The 18,204-nt window shown below is 70.7% G+C and carries 14 protein-coding genes; 8 read left to right on the forward strand and 6 right to left on the reverse strand.

Annotation, left to right across the window (positions count from 1 at the left end):
• Positions 1-57 precede the first annotated feature (57 nt).
• Both AC2CJA_RS01080 and AC2CJA_RS01085 read right to left on the reverse strand, forming a co-directional pair.
• Positions 58-534, reverse strand: coding sequence for an SRPBCC family protein (locus AC2CJA_RS01080; RefSeq protein ID WP_241715552.1), 477 nt, complete (start codon positions 532-534; stop codon positions 58-60).
• Between the two features lie 2 nt (positions 535-536).
• The gene (locus AC2CJA_RS01085) at positions 537-878 is read right to left on the reverse strand and encodes a YciI family protein (protein WP_484600726.1); all 342 of its coding nucleotides are present in this window, start codon (positions 876-878) and stop codon (positions 537-539) included.
• A 388-nt stretch (positions 879-1,266) separates the two neighbouring features.
• Between AC2CJA_RS01085 and AC2CJA_RS01090 the strand changes: the two genes are divergently transcribed.
• On the forward strand, positions 1,267-2,430 hold the full coding sequence (locus tag AC2CJA_RS01090; protein ID WP_484600727.1) for an acyl-CoA dehydrogenase family protein: 1,164 nt from the start codon (positions 1,267-1,269) through the stop codon (positions 2,428-2,430).
• A 69-nt stretch (positions 2,431-2,499) separates the two neighbouring features.
• Here AC2CJA_RS01090 and AC2CJA_RS01095 read toward each other — a convergent pair whose 3' ends face one another.
• Positions 2,500-4,203 (reverse strand): AMP-binding protein, encoded by a 1,704-nt coding sequence (locus AC2CJA_RS01095; RefSeq protein ID WP_484600728.1) that lies wholly within the window; start codon positions 4,201-4,203, stop codon positions 2,500-2,502.
• Between the two features lie 204 nt (positions 4,204-4,407).
• Between AC2CJA_RS01095 and AC2CJA_RS01100 the strand changes: the two genes are divergently transcribed.
• Positions 4,408-5,280, forward strand: coding sequence for an LLM class F420-dependent oxidoreductase (locus AC2CJA_RS01100; protein WP_241715548.1), 873 nt, complete (start codon positions 4,408-4,410; stop codon positions 5,278-5,280).
• Positions 5,281-5,332: 52 nt separating this feature from the next.
• Here the strand turns inward: AC2CJA_RS01100 and AC2CJA_RS01105 are convergent, their stop codons facing one another.
• Positions 5,333-6,847: an FAD-binding oxidoreductase gene (locus AC2CJA_RS01105; protein ID WP_484600729.1), complete on the reverse strand. Its 1,515-nt coding sequence runs from the start codon at positions 6,845-6,847 to the stop codon at positions 5,333-5,335.
• Positions 6,848-7,081: 234 nt separating this feature from the next.
• Between AC2CJA_RS01105 and asnB the strand changes: the two genes are divergently transcribed.
• The 6 genes from asnB to AC2CJA_RS01135 all read left to right on the forward strand — a co-directional run bounded on the left by asnB (position 7,082) and on the right by AC2CJA_RS01135 (position 15,709).
• Positions 7,082-8,947, forward strand: coding sequence for an asparagine synthase (glutamine-hydrolyzing) (gene asnB, locus AC2CJA_RS01110; protein WP_484600730.1), 1,866 nt, complete (start codon positions 7,082-7,084; stop codon positions 8,945-8,947).
• A gap of 53 nt (positions 8,948-9,000) precedes the next feature.
• Positions 9,001-10,836 (forward strand): non-ribosomal peptide synthetase, encoded by a 1,836-nt coding sequence (locus AC2CJA_RS01115; RefSeq protein WP_484600731.1) that lies wholly within the window; start codon positions 9,001-9,003, stop codon positions 10,834-10,836.
• Between the two features lie 10 nt (positions 10,837-10,846).
• Positions 10,847-12,928 carry a condensation domain-containing protein gene (locus AC2CJA_RS01120; protein WP_484600732.1) on the forward strand — a complete coding sequence of 694 codons (2,082 nt, stop codon included), beginning with the start codon at positions 10,847-10,849 and terminating at the stop codon, positions 12,926-12,928.
• A complete protein-coding gene (locus AC2CJA_RS01125) occupies positions 12,925-13,734 on the forward strand; it encodes an aspartate/glutamate racemase family protein (protein WP_484600733.1) in 810 nt (269 codons plus the stop codon). The genes AC2CJA_RS01120 and AC2CJA_RS01125 overlap by 4 nt, the downstream gene beginning before the upstream one ends.
• An 836-nt stretch (positions 13,735-14,570) precedes the next feature.
• Positions 14,571-15,236 (forward strand): hypothetical protein, encoded by a 666-nt coding sequence (locus AC2CJA_RS01130; RefSeq protein WP_484600734.1) that lies wholly within the window; start codon positions 14,571-14,573, stop codon positions 15,234-15,236.
• Positions 15,233-15,709: a helix-turn-helix domain-containing protein gene (locus AC2CJA_RS01135; RefSeq protein ID WP_241715541.1), complete on the forward strand. Its 477-nt coding sequence runs from the start codon at positions 15,233-15,235 to the stop codon at positions 15,707-15,709. Before AC2CJA_RS01130 ends, AC2CJA_RS01135 begins: the two co-directional genes overlap by 4 nt.
• Positions 15,710-15,968: 259 nt before the next feature.
• Here AC2CJA_RS01135 and AC2CJA_RS01140 read toward each other — a convergent pair whose 3' ends face one another.
• On the reverse strand, positions 15,969-16,904 hold the full coding sequence (locus tag AC2CJA_RS01140; protein WP_484600735.1) for a ScbA/BarX family gamma-butyrolactone biosynthesis protein: 936 nt from the start codon (positions 16,902-16,904) through the stop codon (positions 15,969-15,971).
• Positions 16,905-17,353: 449 nt separating this feature from the next.
• Positions 17,354-18,001 (reverse strand): TetR family transcriptional regulator, encoded by a 648-nt coding sequence (locus tag AC2CJA_RS01145; RefSeq protein WP_484600736.1) that lies wholly within the window; start codon positions 17,999-18,001, stop codon positions 17,354-17,356.
• Positions 18,002-18,204: the final 203 nt, after the last annotated feature.

The raw sequence follows: 18,204 nt of genomic DNA on the forward strand, positions 1-18,204 counted from the left end.
GGGGGGGCCCCCCCCCCCCCCCCCCCCCCCCCCCCCGCTCCCCGTACGAGCTCAGGCTCAGACCCCGGCGAGGTGGTCGCCGAGGCAGTCGAGGAAGCTGTTCCAGCCGGTCTCGGCCTCCGCGGTCTTCTCCGGGTCGAGCCGGCCGACCTGCCGGAAGGTCAGCCGGGTGCCGCCTTCGTCGTCGGCGAAGTCGACCGTGGTCAGCTCCTCCGCCTCGCCTCGCTCGGCGCGCGCCGCGAGGTTCTCGTCGTTCGGGTCGACGAGGGTGAACACCAGGCGCTCGCCGGGCACGACCTCACGGTAAACGCCCGCGAAGGGGAACTCACCGATACCCTCGGCCGCCATGGTGGCCTTCCACGCGCCGCCGGGGCGCACGTCGAGGGCCACTGTGGAGGGCGCCGTGGTGAAGCCGCGCGGACCCCACCACCGGGCGAAGAGCCCGGGTTCGGTCCACGCGCGGTAGACCTCGGCCCGGGGCGCGTCGAAGACGCGGGTGACGGTGATCTCGCTCAGGCCGGTCGTGTCCGCCACGCTCACGCCTCCGGCGCGTCGAACAGTGGGCGGATCTCGACGCCGCCGTCGTGGACGGGGACGAACTTGGCGATCTCCAGCGCCTTCTCCAGGTCCTCGGCCTCAAGGACAAAGGCGCCGCCGAGGGACTCACGGGTGTCGGAGAACGGACCGTCGGCGACGCCGCCGTCGCGGACCGTCTTGGCGGCGGCGGCCGGCTGCAGGGCGAGGCTGCTGAGGATCTTGCCACCGAGCTCCTCGACCTTGCCGGGGAACGCCTCGTGCGCCGCGAGCAGCTCCTTCGGGGCGTTCTCCCAGCCGCCGGGCATCTCCGCCTCGTAGATGAGGACCGCGAACTGAGCCATAGGGGGCTCTCCTTCTTCACTGCGTGCTGTCTGCGTGGTCGGTGACTCCACGACGGCGGCGTTCCGCGAGGGCGTGGTGTCCACCCCTCCAGCCTCTCCGTTCTCGGGCACCCGACGCATCTTCGAGGTTGCTCTGTCCTCCCGGCCCTCCCGCAAGCCGGCGCACCGGCCGCCGGACGGGTGCTGCGCAATCCACAAGATGCGAACGGCGTGGTCCGGCCCGGACGCTGACGGCATGGCCGGCTTCGCGAACAAGACGTACCTCGTCACCGGCGTTCGGCGTACATCGCCGGCCAGGATTTCGTCGACGGCTGCCTGACCGGCCCCGTCCCGGCCCGGCGCCCTTCCCCTCGCGCCCGCGGGCGCGCGACCACACGAGGAGACTGATGTGATCGGCTTCCGGCTCGACGAGGAGTACGAGGTCCTGCGCGAGGGTGTGGCGGACTTCGCGCGCACTGCCGTCGCCCCGGTGATCGGCGGCCTGTACAAGCGGGACGCGTTCCCCTACGACCTGGTGGCCGAGATGGGCCGGATGGGCCTGTTCGGGCTTCCCTTCGCGAAGGAGTACGGCGGCCAGGGCCGGGACTTCCTGGCTCTGTGCGTGGCTCTGGAGGAGCTCGCCCGCGTCGACACCTCGGTCGCGATCACCCTGTCCGCCGGGGTCTCCCTGGGGGCCATGCCGCTCTACCGCTTCGGCTCGGCCGAGCAGAAGGAGCGCTGGATGCCACAGCTGTGCGCGGGCGAGGCCCTGAGCGCGTTCGGCCTGACCGAACCCGGTGGCGGCACCGACGTCGCGTCGCTGACCACGACCGCCGTGCGCGACGGCGACGAGTGGGTGATCGACGGCGCCAAGTCGTTCATCACGAACTCGGGGACGGACATCACCCGGCTGGTCACGGTCACCGCCGTCACGGGAGTCCGTGCGGACGGCCGCCAGGCCGCTTCGACGATCGTCGTGCCCTCGGGCACCCCCGGGTTCGAGGTCGCCCCGCCGTACTCCAAGGCGGGCTGGAACTCCTCGGACACCCACGGCCTGACCCTGACCGGCGTGCGGGTGCCGGCCGGGAACCTGCTCGGGCAGGAGGGGCGGGGGCTGTCCCAGTTCCTGTCGGTGCTCGACGAGAGCCGGATCGCGATCTCCGCGGTGGGCACCGGCATCGCCCAGGGCTGCGTCGACGAGGCGGTGCGCCATGCCGGGGAGCGGGTGGCCTTCGGCCGGAGCATAGGCACCAACCAGGCCATCCAGTTCATGATCGCGGACATGGAGGTGCGGGCCCACAGCGCCCGGCTCGCCTATTACCACGCGGTGACGAAGATGCTCCGGGGCGAGCCGTTCGGCAGGGAGGCGTCGATCGCGAAGCTGGTCGCCTCCGGCGCGGCGATGGACAACGCCCGCGACGCCACACAGATCTTCGGCGGCTACGGCTGCCTCAACGACTACCCGGTGTCCCGCTTCTACCGTGACGCCAAGGTGCTCGAGGTCGGCGAAGGGACGAACGAGGTGCAGCGCATGCTGATCGCCCGCAGTCTGGGACTTCCGGCCGCCGTCTGAATCACCCCGGGCGGGTCCGGCAACACCGGGGGAGGGGCCCGCAGAGGCGGACTCCTCCCCCGCACGCGGTCAGGCCGCCCGCCCCGGACCGCCGGCCAGCAGGGCCGCGCCCCTCTCGCGCAGCTCGACCTTGCGGACCTTGCCGCTGGCGGTCATCGGGAAGGAGTCCACGACCGCCACGTGACGAGGGATCTTGTAGTGGGCCAGCCGGCCGGCGCAGTACGCCCGCAGTTCGGCCGCACCGAGCGGCGCGGCACCGCCCCGCAGCCGGATCCAGGCCATGATCTCCTCGCCGTAGTACGGGTCCGGGACGCCGACCACCTGGGCGTCGAGGATGTCCGGGTGAGTGTGCAGGAACTCCTCGATCTCACGCGGGTAGATGTTCTCGCCGCCGCGGATGACCAGGTCCTTGATCCGGCCCGTGATGCTGACGTAGCCGTCGGCGTCCATGACCGCGAGGTCCCCGGTGCGCATCCAGCCGTCCGCGTCGATGGCCTCGGCGGTCTTGTCGGGCTGCCGCCAGTAGCCCCGCATCACCGAGTAGCCGCGGGTGCGGAACTCGCCCTGTCTGCCGCGGGGCACGGTCTTCCCGGTCTCCGGGTCCACGATCTTGATCTCCACGTGCGGGCCGGCCGTGCCAACGGTGGACACCCGGCGTCCGAGCGAGTCGTCCGGGCGGGTCTGGCAGGCCACGGGGGAGGTCTCCGTCATCCCGTAGCAGATCGTCACCCGTGCCATGTGCATCCGGTCGATGACCTGGCGCATCACCTCGACCGGGCAGGGGGTTCCGGACATGATGCCGGTGCGCAGCGACGTGAGGTCGAAGCCGTCGAAGCCGGGGTCGGCGAGTTCGGCGATGAACATCGTCGGCACACCGTACAGGGAGGTGCACCTCTCTGCCTCGACCGCCGCCAGTGTCGCGCGGGCGTCGAAGAAGGCGGCGGGGATGACCACGCACGCGCCGTGGCTGAGCGCCGCGATCGTGCCCATCACCATGCCGAAGCAGTGGAAGAAGGGGACCGGCAGGCAGACACGGTCGGCCTCGGTGTACTCCAGCAGTTCACCGGTGAAGAAGCCGTTGTTGAGGATGTTGCGGTGGGTGAGCGTGGCTCCCTTGGGCAGGCCGGTCGTACCCGAGGTGTACTGGATGTTGACCGGGTCGTCGGGGTTCAGTGACGCCTCCACCGAGGCGAGGCGCCGCAGACCGTGCGGGTCCGGACAGGCCAGCAGAGCGCGCCACTGCTCGCTGCCGATCAGGACGGTGTGACGCAGGGACGGGCAGCGCGGCGTGACCTCCTCGATCAGCCCGGCGGCGTCTGCGTTCCGCAGCACCGGTGCGGCGATCAGCACCTGCACCCCGGCGTGGGCGAGCACGTACTCCAGCTCGTGGGTGCGGTAGGCGGGATTGATGTTGACGAGGATCGCGCCGATCTTCACGGCCGCGTACTGGGTGAGTACCCAGTCGGCGCTGTTCGGCGCCCACAGCCCGACCCGGTCCCCCGGTGCGACGCCCAGTTCCAGCAGGCCGACCGCGAGCGCGTCGGTGCGCGCGTCGAGTTCGGCGTAGCTCCAGCGGCGGCCCTCGCCGGTCCTGTCGACGACGGCGTCACGGCCGGGGAAGGAGGCGACGGTCCTGCTCAGCTGGGCACCGATGGTCTCGTCGAGGAGTGCCAGGTGATGGCTGCCCCGGGCGTGGCTGGGCAGGGCGGCCGCCGCGCACCCCACCGACGGGCCGGTCGGCGTCGACGCGTCTTCCAGCTCAAGTGGGTTCATCCACTCAGGCTCGCCGCGGTGGCGCGCGGGCCGCATCTCGGTGATTGCCCTTTTCACGGTGCCGTGCGGCTCGCCGCGGTCGGGACGATCCCGCACGTTCGGAGAAGGGCCGGACGGGACAGCCGTCCTATTCTGCGGTTGCCCCGTCCGGCGGCCTCGCCACGGGCGTACCCCCGTCATCGAGCCCCTGTTGGGAGACCTGCCATGAAACTCGGCCTGGCATTCGCGGACTACGCCTGGGACGGCGGAGCGGAACGCATGGCGGACACGCTCAAGGCGATGTCCCGCACCGCCGACGATGCGGGTTTCGACGTCATCGGCGTCGCCGACCACGTCTGGCAGGGCCCCCACCTGGGAGGTCCCGAGCAGCCGATGCTGGAGTGCTTCACGACGCTCGCCACCATCGCCGCTCACACCCGTCGCATCCGGCTCATGCCCATGGTCGCGGGGGTCCATTTCCGTTCCCCAGGTCTGCTGGCCAAGACGGTGACGACGCTGAACGTGCTGTCCGGCGGGCGGGCCGATCTCGGCATCGGCGCCGGCTGGTACGAGGAGGAGGCGCGCGGCCTGGGCATCGGTTTCCCGACGACGGCCGAGCGGTTCGAGCAGCTGGAGGACGCGGTGCGGATCTGCCGGAGCATGTGGGCCGGCGAACGCGGTGACGAGAAGCCCCTCACGGGTCGTCACCACCACCTCGAGCGGGCTCTGAACGTGCCGCAGAACCTGACCCGTCCGCAGCTCATGATCGGCGGGGGTGGTGAGAAGAAGACCCTGCGTCTGGTCGCCCGCCACGCGGACGCCTGCAACCTGTACCCGGGCCCGGACCTGGGCGGCAAACTGGCGGTGCTGCGCCGTCACTGCGATTCGGAGGGCCGGGACTACGACACGATCGAGAAGACCTGCATCATGCCGTTCACGCCGCGGGACGCCGTCTCGGCGGACGAACTCGCCGACACACTGCGCCAGATCGCCGAGGCCGGTGTCACGCGGGTGATCGGCATCCTGGAGGGCCGGGACCAGGTCGCCTCGATAGAGCTGATCGGCGAGCGGGTGCTGCCCGCCGTCGAGGACGCCTGATCCGCCCGCCCGCCGGGGCGCGGCCCCCGTCCGGCGGGCGGGCGGGGGCGGATCAGTCCGGCAGCCGGACCGACAGCGCGTGGTGGAAGACGTCCCGCGGATCGTAGGTCTTCTTGATCCGCTGCAGACGTGGGTAGTTGTCCTTGAAGTACAGGGTGTGCCACGGGACCCCGGAGGTGTTCCACCCGGGGTCGGCGAGATCGGTGTCGGCGTAGTTGACGTAGCTGCCGTCGTTGGCCTCGTCCGGCACCGGCACCCCACCGGTGGCCGCGTACACGTCACGGTACATCTCGCGGACCCGCCGGATGTTGGTCTCGTCCTCGGCCTCCGACCCCCACACCGCCATGTAGGCGGCCTTGAGGACGGAGTCTCGCTGGGGCACCGCGGTGGCGTCCGGCGCGACAGCGTTCACGCGGCCGCCGTAACCGATGAGGATGAGCTGGACCGGGCTCGTCTCCCCGGTTGTCAGATGGCGGTGGATGGCGGCCGTCTGCTCCGCGGAGTAGCCCTTGCGCAAGTACGCGGCCTTGATCTTGATCCGGCGGGTGAACGGGTCGCCCGGATCACCCCAGCCCGGGTACGAGGAGACGTACAGCCAGGGCCTGACCTGCTGGGAGACGAACATCGGCTCGGCTTCCACACCCGCCATGACCTCGTCGAGGAAGGCAGCCACCAGCCGTTCGGCCTCCGGGGTGGCGTCGTCGATGTGGGCGCCGACGGTCAGCCCGAAGCCGGAGCGGTGGGTGCCGTGGAAGAAGCCCGCCAGCGCCGCGTACGGCGATTCGGGGCCGCTGTTGCGCTCGAACCAGGAGCCGAAGTTGCGCTGCAGGGTGGCGAAGGCGTCCGGTGTCATGGTGTCCCAGGACCACACCGCCGTGCCGCTGCGCCAGGCCCCGGGCGCCTTCGGCAGCAGTTCTGCCGGGTCCTCGCCTTCGGCACCGGGGGCACGCATCCAGTAGCGCGTGACAACGCCGAAGGTGCCACCGCCGCCACCGGTGTGGGCCCACCACAGCTCGCGGTGCGGGTCGTCCTCCTCGCGGGTCGCGACGATCGCGCGGGCCGTGCCGTCCTCGCCGACGACGACGACCTCCACCGCGTACAGGTAGTCGACGACGGCACCGAGGCTGCGGGAGAGCGGTCCGTAGCCCCCGCCGACGATGTGCCCGCCGACCCCGACCTCGGGGCACTCCCCGGCGGGGATGGTGACGCCCCAGCCCTTGAACAACACCCGGTAGACGTGCCCGAGGGTCGCGCCTGCCTCGATGGCGAAAGCACGCCGCTCGGCGTCGTATCGGACGTCGGTCATCTCGGACATGTCGAGGAGGACCTCCACACCGTCGGTGTTGAGGTCCTCGAAGCCGTGTCCGCCGCTGCGCACGGAGACCCGCTTGCCGGCCCCCACGGCCTCGGTCACCGCGTCCACCACCTGGGCGGTCGTGGTGACCACCTGTACGTACTCCGGCCGCCCGGGGAAACGGTGGTTGGTGCCCAGCACCAGGCTCGGGTAGCGCGGGTCGGCCGCAGTGATCGTGGCTGCGGCGAAGGCGGGGATGTCCGTCTCGGTCACGTCGTTCCTCCATCGGGGCGGGCGGTCGCCCGGCGCCTCCGGCCGGGCCGGCCCGGGGGCCGCCACCAGCGTGGACGAGCCCGGATCGGGATGTCTTCTCCCGGTGTGCGGTTTCCCGGCAGAGCGCTTTCTTCCAGATTGCTCAAGGGCCCGGTGTGCGTGGGATTCGCTTGTGGCACCGGCCGGGCCGCTGGTTTTGTGGGCGTCATAGCCCGACGAAGGAGGGTCCGTCACATGTGCGGCATCGCCGGGGCCATGGCCCTGCACGACGGGGCGGGAGTCGATGCCCGGGTGCTCGACGGCATGACGGCGAACCTGCTGCACCGGGGACCCGACTCCGGCGGCACCTACCTCCGGGACGGCGTCGGACTCGGCTTCCGGCGCCTCGCCATCAACGACCTCGCCGGCGGCGCCCAGCCGATGTCCGGCGAGGACGGCTCCGTGGTCATGGTGTGCAACGGCGAGATCTTCAACCATCGTGAACTGCGCGCCGGGCTCGAGGCCAAGGGACACCGCTTCACGACCGGCTGCGACGTCGAGGTCGTCGTCCACCTCTACGAGGAGGAGGGCACCGCGCTGCTGCACCGGCTCAACGGGCAGTTCGCCTTCGCGTTGTACGACCGGCCGCGTCGCCGCCTGTTCCTCGCCCGCGACCACGCCGGCATCCTGCCGCTGCATTACGCCATCACGCGCGACCGGTTCGTCTTCGGCTCGGAGGCGAAGGCCGTCCTGGCACACCCGGAGGTGGACCGGGCGGTGGACCTCACCGGCCTCGACCAGGTGCTGACCTTCCCCGGCCTGGTCAGCCCCCGCACCATGTTCCGGGGGGTGCGCGCGGTACGGCCCGGCCACTACCTGCTGGTGGAGGACGGGTCCGTGCGGGAGACGCGGTACTGGGACCTCGACCTGCCGCCTGCCGGCGAACCCCAGGAGCACCCGGACGCCTACTACCCGGAGCGGCTGCGGGAACTGCTGACGGAGGCGGTGCGGCTGCGTCTGAGTGCCGACGTGCCGGTCGGCTTCTATCTCAGCGGTGGTCTCGACTCCTCGCTGATCGCCGGTCTGGTCGGCGAGCTCGCACCCTCGGCCGACTCGTTCTCCGTGACCTTCCCGGAGGCCGAGATCGACGAGTCCGGCTACCAGCGCCTGATGGCGCGGAAGGCCGGATCCCGCCACCATGAGATCCCGTTCACCGCCGACGAGATCGTCGAGGGGCTGCAGCGGATGGTGCTGCACGCCGAGACGCCCGTGAAGGAGACCTACAACACCTGCTCGCTCGCGCTGGCCCGGCGGGTGCGCGAGAGCGGCACCCGGGCGATTCTCACGGGGGAGGGCGCCGACGAACTGTTCGGCGGCTACGTCGGCTACCGCTTCGACCGCCTGGGCCGCGGCGCGGACCGCTCGGGGGACCCGCTCGCCGACGCTCTGGAGGACGATGCCCGGCGGCGGCTGTGGGGCGATCCCGGACTGTTCTACGAACGTCCCTACCACGCCTGGCGCGAGGCCAAGATGGCCCTGTACTCACCGTCCGTGCGGGAGGCGTTCGCTGAGGTGGACTGCCTGCGCGAAGCCCCGGTGGACCACGACCGGCTGGCGGGCCGCGACCCGTTGGCACAGCGCTCCTACCTCGACTTCCGGCTGCGGCTCTCGGACCACCTGCTCGCCGACCACGGCGACCGGATGGCCATGGCCCACTCCGTGGAGGCCCGCTACCCGTTCCTGGACCGCGCGGTGACGGAGTTCGCCACCCGCGTCCCCGCCCATCTCAAGGTGCACCCGCGCGGCGGGGAGAAGTACGTCGTACGCCAGGCGGCCCAGGGCCTGGTGCCGCCGGAGATCGTCGACCGCGAGAAGTTCGGCTTCCGCGCCCCCGGCAGTCCGGCCCTGCTGCGCGCCGGCATCGAGTGGATCAACGACATGCTCTCCCCCGCGCGGATCAGGCGGCAGGGGTTCTTCGACCCGGCGACCGTGGAACGGCTCCGCGCCCGGTACACCCGCGACGGTTTCGAGATCCACCCCCACTTCGGCGACGACCTGCTGCTCACTGTCCTGACCTTCGGCATCCTCCTGGACACCTTCTCCCTTCCAGACCACCCGTGACGGCCGGACGGGCGGCCCTCACGGGGCCTTCCGGGACAGAGAAAGGAATCACGATGACGTTCGAAGCCATTCACGACCTGGTGGAGAGGACGATCGAGCGTTTCCCCGGACGCGTGGCCGTCGAGACGGACACAGACCGTCTCGACTACGCCGGACTCGACGCGCGCGCCGCACACGTGGCCGCGGAACTCACGGCCGCGGGTGCCGGGGCCGGATCCTTCGTCCCCGTCCTGGTCGAGGACCGTCGCGACCTGGCGGCCGCCGTCCTCGGCATCATGCGAACGGGCGGCGTGTTCGTCCCGATGGACCTGACCGCGACACCCGTCCGGCTGCGGTCGATGCTGCTCGATCTCGACCCGCGCTGGGCCGTGGTCGCCGACCCGGCCGACCCCGCGGCCCTGCGGGCGCTCTCCGAGGCCGTGCCCGGCGCCCAGGCCGTCACCGTCGGCCCCTCGGCCTCCGCGTCCGGCGGACCGGGGCACCGCGCGGCCGCGGACGACCCCGCGTACGTGTTCTTCACCTCCGGCACCACGGGCCGCCCCAAGGGCATCGTCGGCCGGCTCGGCTCCATCGCCCCCTACATCCGTTGGGAGACCGAGCAGTTGGGCGTCGCGCCCGACTGGCGGGTGGCGCAACTGGTCTCGCCGTCGTTCGACGCGGTACTGCGCGACCTGTTCGTCCCGCTCGCCGTCGGCGGGACCCTGGTCGCCCCGCCCCGACGGACGAGGCTGGACCCGGCCGCCCTGGCCCGCTGGACCGACGAGCAGCGGATTGACCTCATCCACACCGTGCCCTCGCTGTTCCGGGGCCTGGTGTCGGCCGCGATCGCGGGCGACCACGCCCTCGCCTCGCTGCGCTGGGTGGCGCTCTCCGGCGAACGGCTCGCGCCGCAGGACGCCGAACGCCTCTTCGGGCACTACGGCGACCGGATCCGACTGCTCAACCTGTACGGTCCGTCGGAGACGACGATGACAAAGACCTTCCACGAGGTCACCCGCGCCGACCTGACGCTTCCGTCCATCCCCGTCGGCCGCCCGATGCCTGGTGCCGAGGTGCTGCTGGTCGACGAGTCGGGCCGGCTCGCGGAACCCGGCGCGGTCGGCGAGATCCACCTGCGCACCCCCGACCGCACTCTCGGCTACCACCGGCGTCCCCAGGAGACCGCCCGGGTCTTCGTCCCGCACCCGGTCACCGGCGACCCCGCCGATGTCGTCTACCGCACCGGCGACTTCGGCCGCCTGCTGCCGGACGGATGCCTGGAGTTCCTCGGCCGCAAGGACCACCAGGTCAAGATCGGCGGCGTACGGGTAGAGCTGGAAGGCGTCGAGAGCGTGCTGCGCGCGCATCCGGACATCGCCGACGCGGCCGTGGTCGCCCATGAGGAGGGCGGGACCGCCCGGCTCTGCGCCTACCTCGAACCGCGCGGGACGGTCGGCGACACCCTGTCCGCGGACCTGGAGCAGCGGCTCCGCTCCCATCTTCGCGAACGGCTCCCGGACGCCGCGGTGCCGGCGCTCTTCGTTGTACTGCCCGAAATGCCCCGCACACTCAGCGGGAAGACCGACCGCAAGGCTCTGCCCGCCCCCGTCCGGCGTGTCGCCGCTGACCGAGACGGCACGCCGCCGCTGACCGCGACCGAGCGGGCCGTCGCCGACCTGTGGCTCGCGATCCTGCCGGCGTCCGGCGTGGGCCGGGACGACGACTTCTTCGCCTCCGGCGGCACCTCGCTGCTCGTCGTCGAGCTGCTCGGCCGGATCGGCCAGTCCTTCGGCGTCTCGGTGCCGCTGCGGGACTTCCTGCTGTCCCCGACCGTCTCGGCGCTCGCCGCGGCGGTCGAGAAGGAGCTGCTCGCGGCCGACGCACCGCTCGACGACCTCTTCGCCAGCTAAGGGCCCGCCGATGACCACTCACCCAGTCCAGCTGCCCCACTCTCCCCCCGGCCCGGACACCGCCGGGGACGCCTGCGTCCGCTGCGGCATCACCGGCCGCTATCCCGGCATCACCTTCGACGCGGCCGGGGTCTGTGACCTGTGCGTCCTGTACGCGCGGCACGCCACCGAGATCGACGCCTACTTCGGGGACACCGACCATTTCGTCGAACTCGTCCGCAGCCGTGCGCGGGCCCGTGACTCCGCCGTCGACTGCCTGCTGCTGTACAGCGGCGGCAAGGACAGCTCGTACGTCCTGTACCGGCTGATCGACCTCGGTCTGCGGGTGCGGACCTTCACCTTCGACAACGGTTTCATCTCCCGGACCGCGCTGCGCAACGTCGAGACCATCACCGCCGACCTCGGCATCGAGCACGTCACCCTGACGCACTCCGACCAGAACGCGGTGTTCCGGCGCAGCCTCCAGCAGCACAAGAGCGTGTGCAACGGCTGCTTCCGTTCACTGCTGGACCTGAGCCTCCAGCACGCGCACGACCTCGGCATCCCTACCATCGTCACCGGCCTGTCGCGCGGTCAGATCATGGACGAGCGGCTGTCCTGGTTCCACCGCCAGGGCATCTTCGATCCGGCCGAGATCGAGCCGCGCCTGCGGGAGGGGCGGCGCGTCTACCACCAGTCCGGCGGGATGGTCCCCGCCGAGGTGGTCGACTCCGTCGAGGTCGTCGACTACTACCGCTACTCCGACATCACCAAGGACGGCATCCGCGCACTGCTGCGGTCGCGCTCCGACCTGTGGTCGCAGCCGGGCGACACCGGTTTCTGCAGCTCCAACTGCATGATCAACGATGCGGGAGTACTGGTCCACACCCGCGAACGCGGCTTCCACAACTACGAGGCCCCCACTCGCTGGGAAGTGCGCCTCGGGCACCTGGAGCGGGCGGAGGCGGACGAGGAGCTGCGCACTCCGCCGGCGACGCCCCGGGTGCGCAAGATGCTGCTGCAGATCGGTTACCCGCTGCCGGAGGAGAGCACCGCGCGGCCGGTGGCGGCCTCGCGGACCACCGTCGCGTCGGCCCCGCCGGTCTCCCGGCGCACGCCGCTGACGCCCGCCCAGTGCCGTGTCCTGCGGGACACGGCCGGGGCTCCCGGCCGGCAGGCCAGGACTCTGCTGCTGCAGACCCCGGCCCCAGCGGACAAGGCGCTGGTGCGCCGGGTGGCGCTCCGGCTGCTACTGCGCCACGAGGCCCTGCGTCTGCGGTTCGAGGAGCGGAGCGAGGGGTGGCGGCAGTACGACGCGGGCCCGGCCGGAGCCGTGCCGGTGCTGCGCCTGGACGCGTCCGGACGGGACCCGTCGGCCGAGGCCGGGCTGGTGCGCACCGCTGTGGACCGGCTGCGCTCCCGGCTCGACCTGGCCGACGGACCGCTCTGGCAGCTCGCCCTGGTCGACCGCGGGCCGCTCCCGGCACGGCTGCTGCTGGTCGTACACGAACTGCTGGCGGACACCCGCTCCTGGCGCTTGCTGCTGCGCGACCTGTCGGCCCTGTGGGCCAACGGGGGCGAGGCGGTGCTCACGCCGACGGAATCCTTCCTGGAACAGGTCTCATCGGCTGCCGTGAGTCCGGCAGGGCACGTGAGTCCGGCAGGGCACGTGAGCACGGAGTCGACTCGGCTCAGTGTGGCCTGCGGTACGCCCGTGAGCGCGGCCCGCGTGGCCGAGGTCCTGGCCACGGTGCTCACGGACCTGGGTGACGCGCCGGACGCCGAGATCGTCGACCACACGGAAGCGGGCGGTCCCGCCTGGCTCGGCCGCTGGGCTCCGGTACCGCCTGCGGAAGGCGGGTCTGTGATCCGTTACGAGCACTTCGGCGACCTTGACGGGCTGCTGCCGGCCGATTCGCCGTTCACACGGGTGGTGGGTGAAGAGGCGGACTTCAGCGTGCTGCCGGGAACCGGGTGGGACGGGGTGCGGGTGCACGGCGTGGTCCGCGACGGAACACAGTACATGGACTGGTGGTGCACACCGGAGCTGCGCCGGCGCCTACGGGCCACCGCGCTGCCGGAGCGAGTGGCCCGCCGGCTCACGGCGTCATGACGGACCCGGTGCCTGTACCCGGTGGAACACTCGGTGTTCTTGGGGGAATGGGCCCCGCGGCCACAGCGGAGTTCCTCCGGCTGCTCGCCGCCCGGGTACCGGCCGACAACGACCAGCACCACCCGCGGATCGTGATGCTGTCGGACCCCTCGGTACCCGACCGGTCCGCAGCGCTCACGGAAGGCGGGGAGTCACCACTGCCGGCGATCCGCGAGGGCCTGGCGACGCTGGTGCGCTGGGGCGCGGACCTGCTGGCCGTTCCGTGCAACACGGCCCACGCGTACATCGACTCGATCGGCGAGCTTCCGGTTCCGGTCGTCCACATCGTGGACGCAACACTGCGGGCAGCCATGGCCAGGAGTCCCGGGGGCGGCTGGCTGGCCGCCACCGCGGGCACCGTGGAGAGCGGCCTCTACCAGCGACGGGCCGCCGAACTCGGCTACCGGCTAGTCCTGCCCGGGGCGGCCGTGCAGGCCACGCTCCACCGTGTCGCGGTGCTCGTCAAGGCGGGCCGCACGGTGGAAGCGGGGCCGCCGCTCGCCGCGGCCCTGCACACGCTGTGGCACCGTGCCCCCCTGCCGGTTCTCACCGCCTGTACGGAACTCCCCCTCGCATACACTGCGGCGAGGCTTCCTCCCGAGGCCGAGGTCTCCAGTCTGGACGCCCTCGCCTCAGCCTGTGCCGACGCCCTCTACCCGGTACGGCTCCCGGGCCGGGCCGCCCGGCCCGGCCCGGCGCGGGAGCCGGTCAGCGCCCCGCTCGGTGGGCGGGCGGCACCCCTGCCGCTCCGCCCGGCCGGGTACTGACCTCCATACGGTCCGGAGCCCTGCGGTCCGTGCCCCGCGCGGTAGGCGTTACGGCCGTCGAGGCACCGTCATGCCGCGGCCGACGCCCCGTCACACCATCGGTCACCCCTTCACCGGGCCGAATCGTGACAAGCGAACCGGATCACCGCAATACGAAGCCGCGACCGACGAACGGAACCCCGTCCGAGCGGTAGACACACGAACGACGTGCGGAGGCCATCGCAGCCGCGCGGCCCCCAGGGCCGCGCGGCGGAACCACCCGCCGGGCTCCGCCACTCCTGTCGGCTCATCCGTCACGACCGGCACCACCCGGAGAACAGCAGCGCTGGTGGTGTCCGCGCCCCGGGGTTGCTCCGCGAAGCCGGGTATGGAGGCAGGGCTCACCTTCCTGGACAGGTTGTACCGGGGACAGAGGCGTGTCGGTAGTTGCGATAGGTGTGCTTCTGGTGTATCACGCGCGCGCACGCTCTAGATAGTTGAGAGAACCGCGTCTTCGCAGGTCAAAGAGGTGGGTGAGGCGCTGGAATATCACCCCCGGGTGATAAAGGAAGGTCGTGATTATCACCCGGGGGTTATAAAACTCAGCCATTTTGTGCACAGGGGGTACATTTTATGAGTGAAGACAGCCGTGTTCGCCATTGAGATTGTGCACAGGGGGTACATTCTGCTGGTCACGCATGGATGGGGCCCGAGGCGTCAAGAAGCTTTGGTTTATCACCCGAGAGTGATAATGACGCGCAGAAAGTGCACCAGGGGAACACTAAAGTGCACTGGGGGGACAATCCCGTATGCTGCGGCCGCCGGGTCCAACCGACATGTGAGGAGCTCGTCCCGCGATGACCGCACAGCCGAAGAAGCAGCCGCGACGGCGGCCGGCGCCGTCCGCGCTTCCGCCGCCCCCGCCCAGCGCCTTCCGGCAGCCCGGCGCGCTGCGACGCGCGAACGTCGTGAACCTTCCCGACGGGTACCGGGCCGCGGTCGAGCCGCCGGTCACCAGCGACGGCTTCCTCGACGGCGACTTCGTGATGGACAGCCAGGCATTCCTGTGCTGGCTGGCGGACTACTACCGGGACGACATCGTCTCTCTGCGGCTGATTGTCCGGATGATGGGGATGCAGAAGTCCGGTGGAATCGTCCAGGCGACCCAGGTTCGTCTCGCCGGACTGCTGGGCGTACGGCAGTCGCAGATCTCCCGCTCGCTGAAGGAGGCCGGGCGGACCGGGCTGGTGGCCCGGATCAGGCCCGGGGTGTACCAGTTGCACCCGCGGTTGTCGCTCAGAGGCGGCCGGGTGCCGATCGAGCCCAGCCCGGGGATGAGGGCACAGGGCACAATGAAAGTCGACCAGTTGGCGCTCCTGGACGATATCGCGGGCAACCCGGACCTGCCTGAGGCGTTCCGGGAGCTGCGGCAGCTTCCCGACCCCGCGAAGAAGCCGCCTCGCGAGGACAAGGCCCGCGCCCAGACCCGCCGGACGCGTAAGACGAAGGATGGGACATCGTGACGATCGCCGTGGAGCACTCAGCCCCCGAGTACGTCTGGACCGCCAACAACGCCCTGGTCTTCACTCCCCGCGGGATGCCGCCGGCCGCATACCCGGTGCTGCTGCATTTGCTCGGTCGGCAGGAGCCGGGAGGGCGCTGTCTGGTCACCCACGGCACCATTGCCGGGGAACTCGGTATCACCCGGCCCAAAGTCACCCGGGCCCTGCAGCATCTGACCTTCGCCCGCATGGTGTGGAAGGAAGGCAACGGCGCCTACCGGCTCAGTCCTCTCGTCGCCGGGTTCCGTACCCCTGCCGAGCAGCTCCAGGCGATCGTGGCCCTGGATGACGACGACCGCTTCGACCATCCCGACTTCCAGGAGCGGTACGAGGAACAGATCGCCCGGTACGAGAGGGAGAAGCGGCGACGGGCCGCTCAACGGCAGAGGACGCCCGAGCCCCCCATCGATCTCGCCGCCCGCCGCAGACAATGATCCGCGCCGGACACCGGCCATGCGGCGGGTGATCGCGGCATGGCCGGTGACGCGCATCCCGCCGCCGGCGTTGGCGAACGCGCCGGTGGTCGTTCCCGATGGGGCGGCGCCGCGAGCAACCCCGGTCTCCCGGGTCGGCGGAACGGCGACCTCCGGTCCTCCCCCGTCTGCCTCGTTCCGCCGTGGTGGCGGCGCAGCCCTGCGGAGTGCGCGGTCCGGTCCGCGCACCGGACCTCACCCGATAGCGATCGGGTGCCTGTCAGACGGTGGTCATCTCGGCGGTCGCGGTGAGGGCGAAGCTGCCCCTCTGGATGGCGTTGACACGGACGGACCTGCAGCCGCTGGTTTCCCTGGGCCCGGTCTCGGCCTCGATCCAGCACGGTTCGTCGAACTCCACGTAGCGCCTGAAGGAGACATCCATCGCGGTCGGCACCGTCGCCCTGGTGGAGGGCTCCAGCGCGTGGGCGGCCTGACGCACGGCCTCGAGCAGGAGCATGCCGGGCACATGGTCGACGGGGTGGTAGAAGAGGACGGGGTGTGTGGTGTCGACACGCAGTTGCCAGCGCCAGTCCTCGGAGGTGGGGGAGAGGACCACGTCCTGGGGTCTGGTGCGCCCCGTCATCTCCTCCGCGACAGGAGGCACGGGGGCCGGGGCGCCGGCGAACACTCGGGCCGCATCACACCGGCCGGACCGGAGACGTTCGTACACGGGAGGGGAGTGCAGCCCGAAGACTATGGTGGCCACTGACAGCAGAGAGCCGTCGCGGACGGCCTCGATACGCATCGTCATCGAGGCGGCCGGAGGGCGGTGGTAGTGGATACCGGTGCATGTGACGTACAACTCGATCTCGGCCGGTGTGTTCTCCGCGCGCAGTGCCTGCGGGTTGACCGCGTACTGCAGGCGGGACCAACTGACCTGGTGGCCGGAGGGGATCTCGTACGCGGAGTGGGCGAGCAGCAGACCGCTCTGCCGGAATGTCTCGCAGAGCAGCAGCGGGTCGTGCACGCCGTGCCCGGTGTCGTAGAAGCTGTGGATGCGTGGCCACCGGGCGGTGACCGTGAAGGCATCCTGCCCGACCTTGTCCCACCCTGTGAGGGAAACCTCGGAGAAGGCGGCTCTGTGTACGTACTTCTCGGCCACTGCGGTGGTCGGGGCAGGTCTCGCGGAAACGGAGCGTTCTTCGGCGGTAGGCATGCCTCTCCCCTGGGACGTGCGTACGTGGCGCCCCCGCGCTACCGGTTGTAGGGGCCAATCCGTAAAATAAGGGCGCTCGTTTTTTTTGTCGAGGGAGAGACCGGGGTCACCGGATGACCGAACCGAGACAGAAACGGGCGACAAAGACAGGAGAGGTGATTCTCCGCGTTGCGGCGGAAATCTCCGACGAGCGCGGATACAACAGTGCCGACATCGGCGGAATCACGGATAACGCCGGGGTGACCAAGGACGGAATGTGCTTCCACCGCAAGCCGGAGAAGCCGCTCGCCCGCGCCGTCATCACCTGTTTATCGGCAGTTCGTCCAGTTCTCCACCGAGATTCCCGGGCTGATCCGATTGGTGGACCTGAGGTCCATATGATCCGCGCGCCGCGGACGGATGCCGGCCTTTCGGACGGACGGAGCAGCGCCGGAAGGCCGGCTCGTCGTTCACTCCGACGAGGCGGTGTGCGCCGGACGCTGCGCCTCCATCAGAGTCCGGAGGGAGGCATCGGGAGCGCAGACGCCTTTCAGTGCCAGGTGCCATACCCGCTCCAGCCGACCGACGGCGCTCTGGTGGCCGGTGCCCGTGCCGCATCGTTCGCGTGTGTAGACCTCGGCTCCGCTCGTCAGGTGCTCCACCAGCGTCGCGACGTCCGCCGGCAGCGCGTCCTCACAGATCTGGCCGGACCGGTGCGCCTCGTCCAGCAGTTCCCGCACGACCGGCAGCCAGCGGTCCGACCATGCCGAGGCGGTGGGCCGTTCCCGCATGAGACGGACGGCCGAACGCACAGCCACGTTCTCCTCCATCAGACGCGCGAGTTCGAGCGTGATCTCGATGGTGGCGCGCAGGGCCGGCACCTGTCTGCCGGTGACACGGTCCAGGGCGGCCTGTGTGGCCATCCAGCCTTCCTCCTGGACGGCGTCGGCCAGGTCGGCCTTGGTGGAGAAATGAAAGGTCAGCGCACCAACCGACATGCCTGCGGCCTTGCTGACCTGGGACAGAGAGGTACCGTCGTAACCACCGCGGTCGAACGCGTCTGCGGCGGCTTTGAGTACGACGGCGCGTGTCCGTAGGGCTCTCTGCTGCTTCACCATGCCGACTCCGGGTGAGCGCTCGCCGACAGCCACACGGGGGTCTCCTAACTGCAAGGCACCGCTCCGTTCTCCTGGTGGTCCACTTCCTATTTTAAGCGAACACCTTGCTCGGCTCAGGGACACCGGGCAATACCGACTTGCCCAAGGTGCAACGGATCCGCGGACCGGTCTTCCCCGCGTTCACCACGGTCACGTTCCCGTTG

Source organism: Streptomyces sp. ATLC9 (assembly GCF_057196705.1).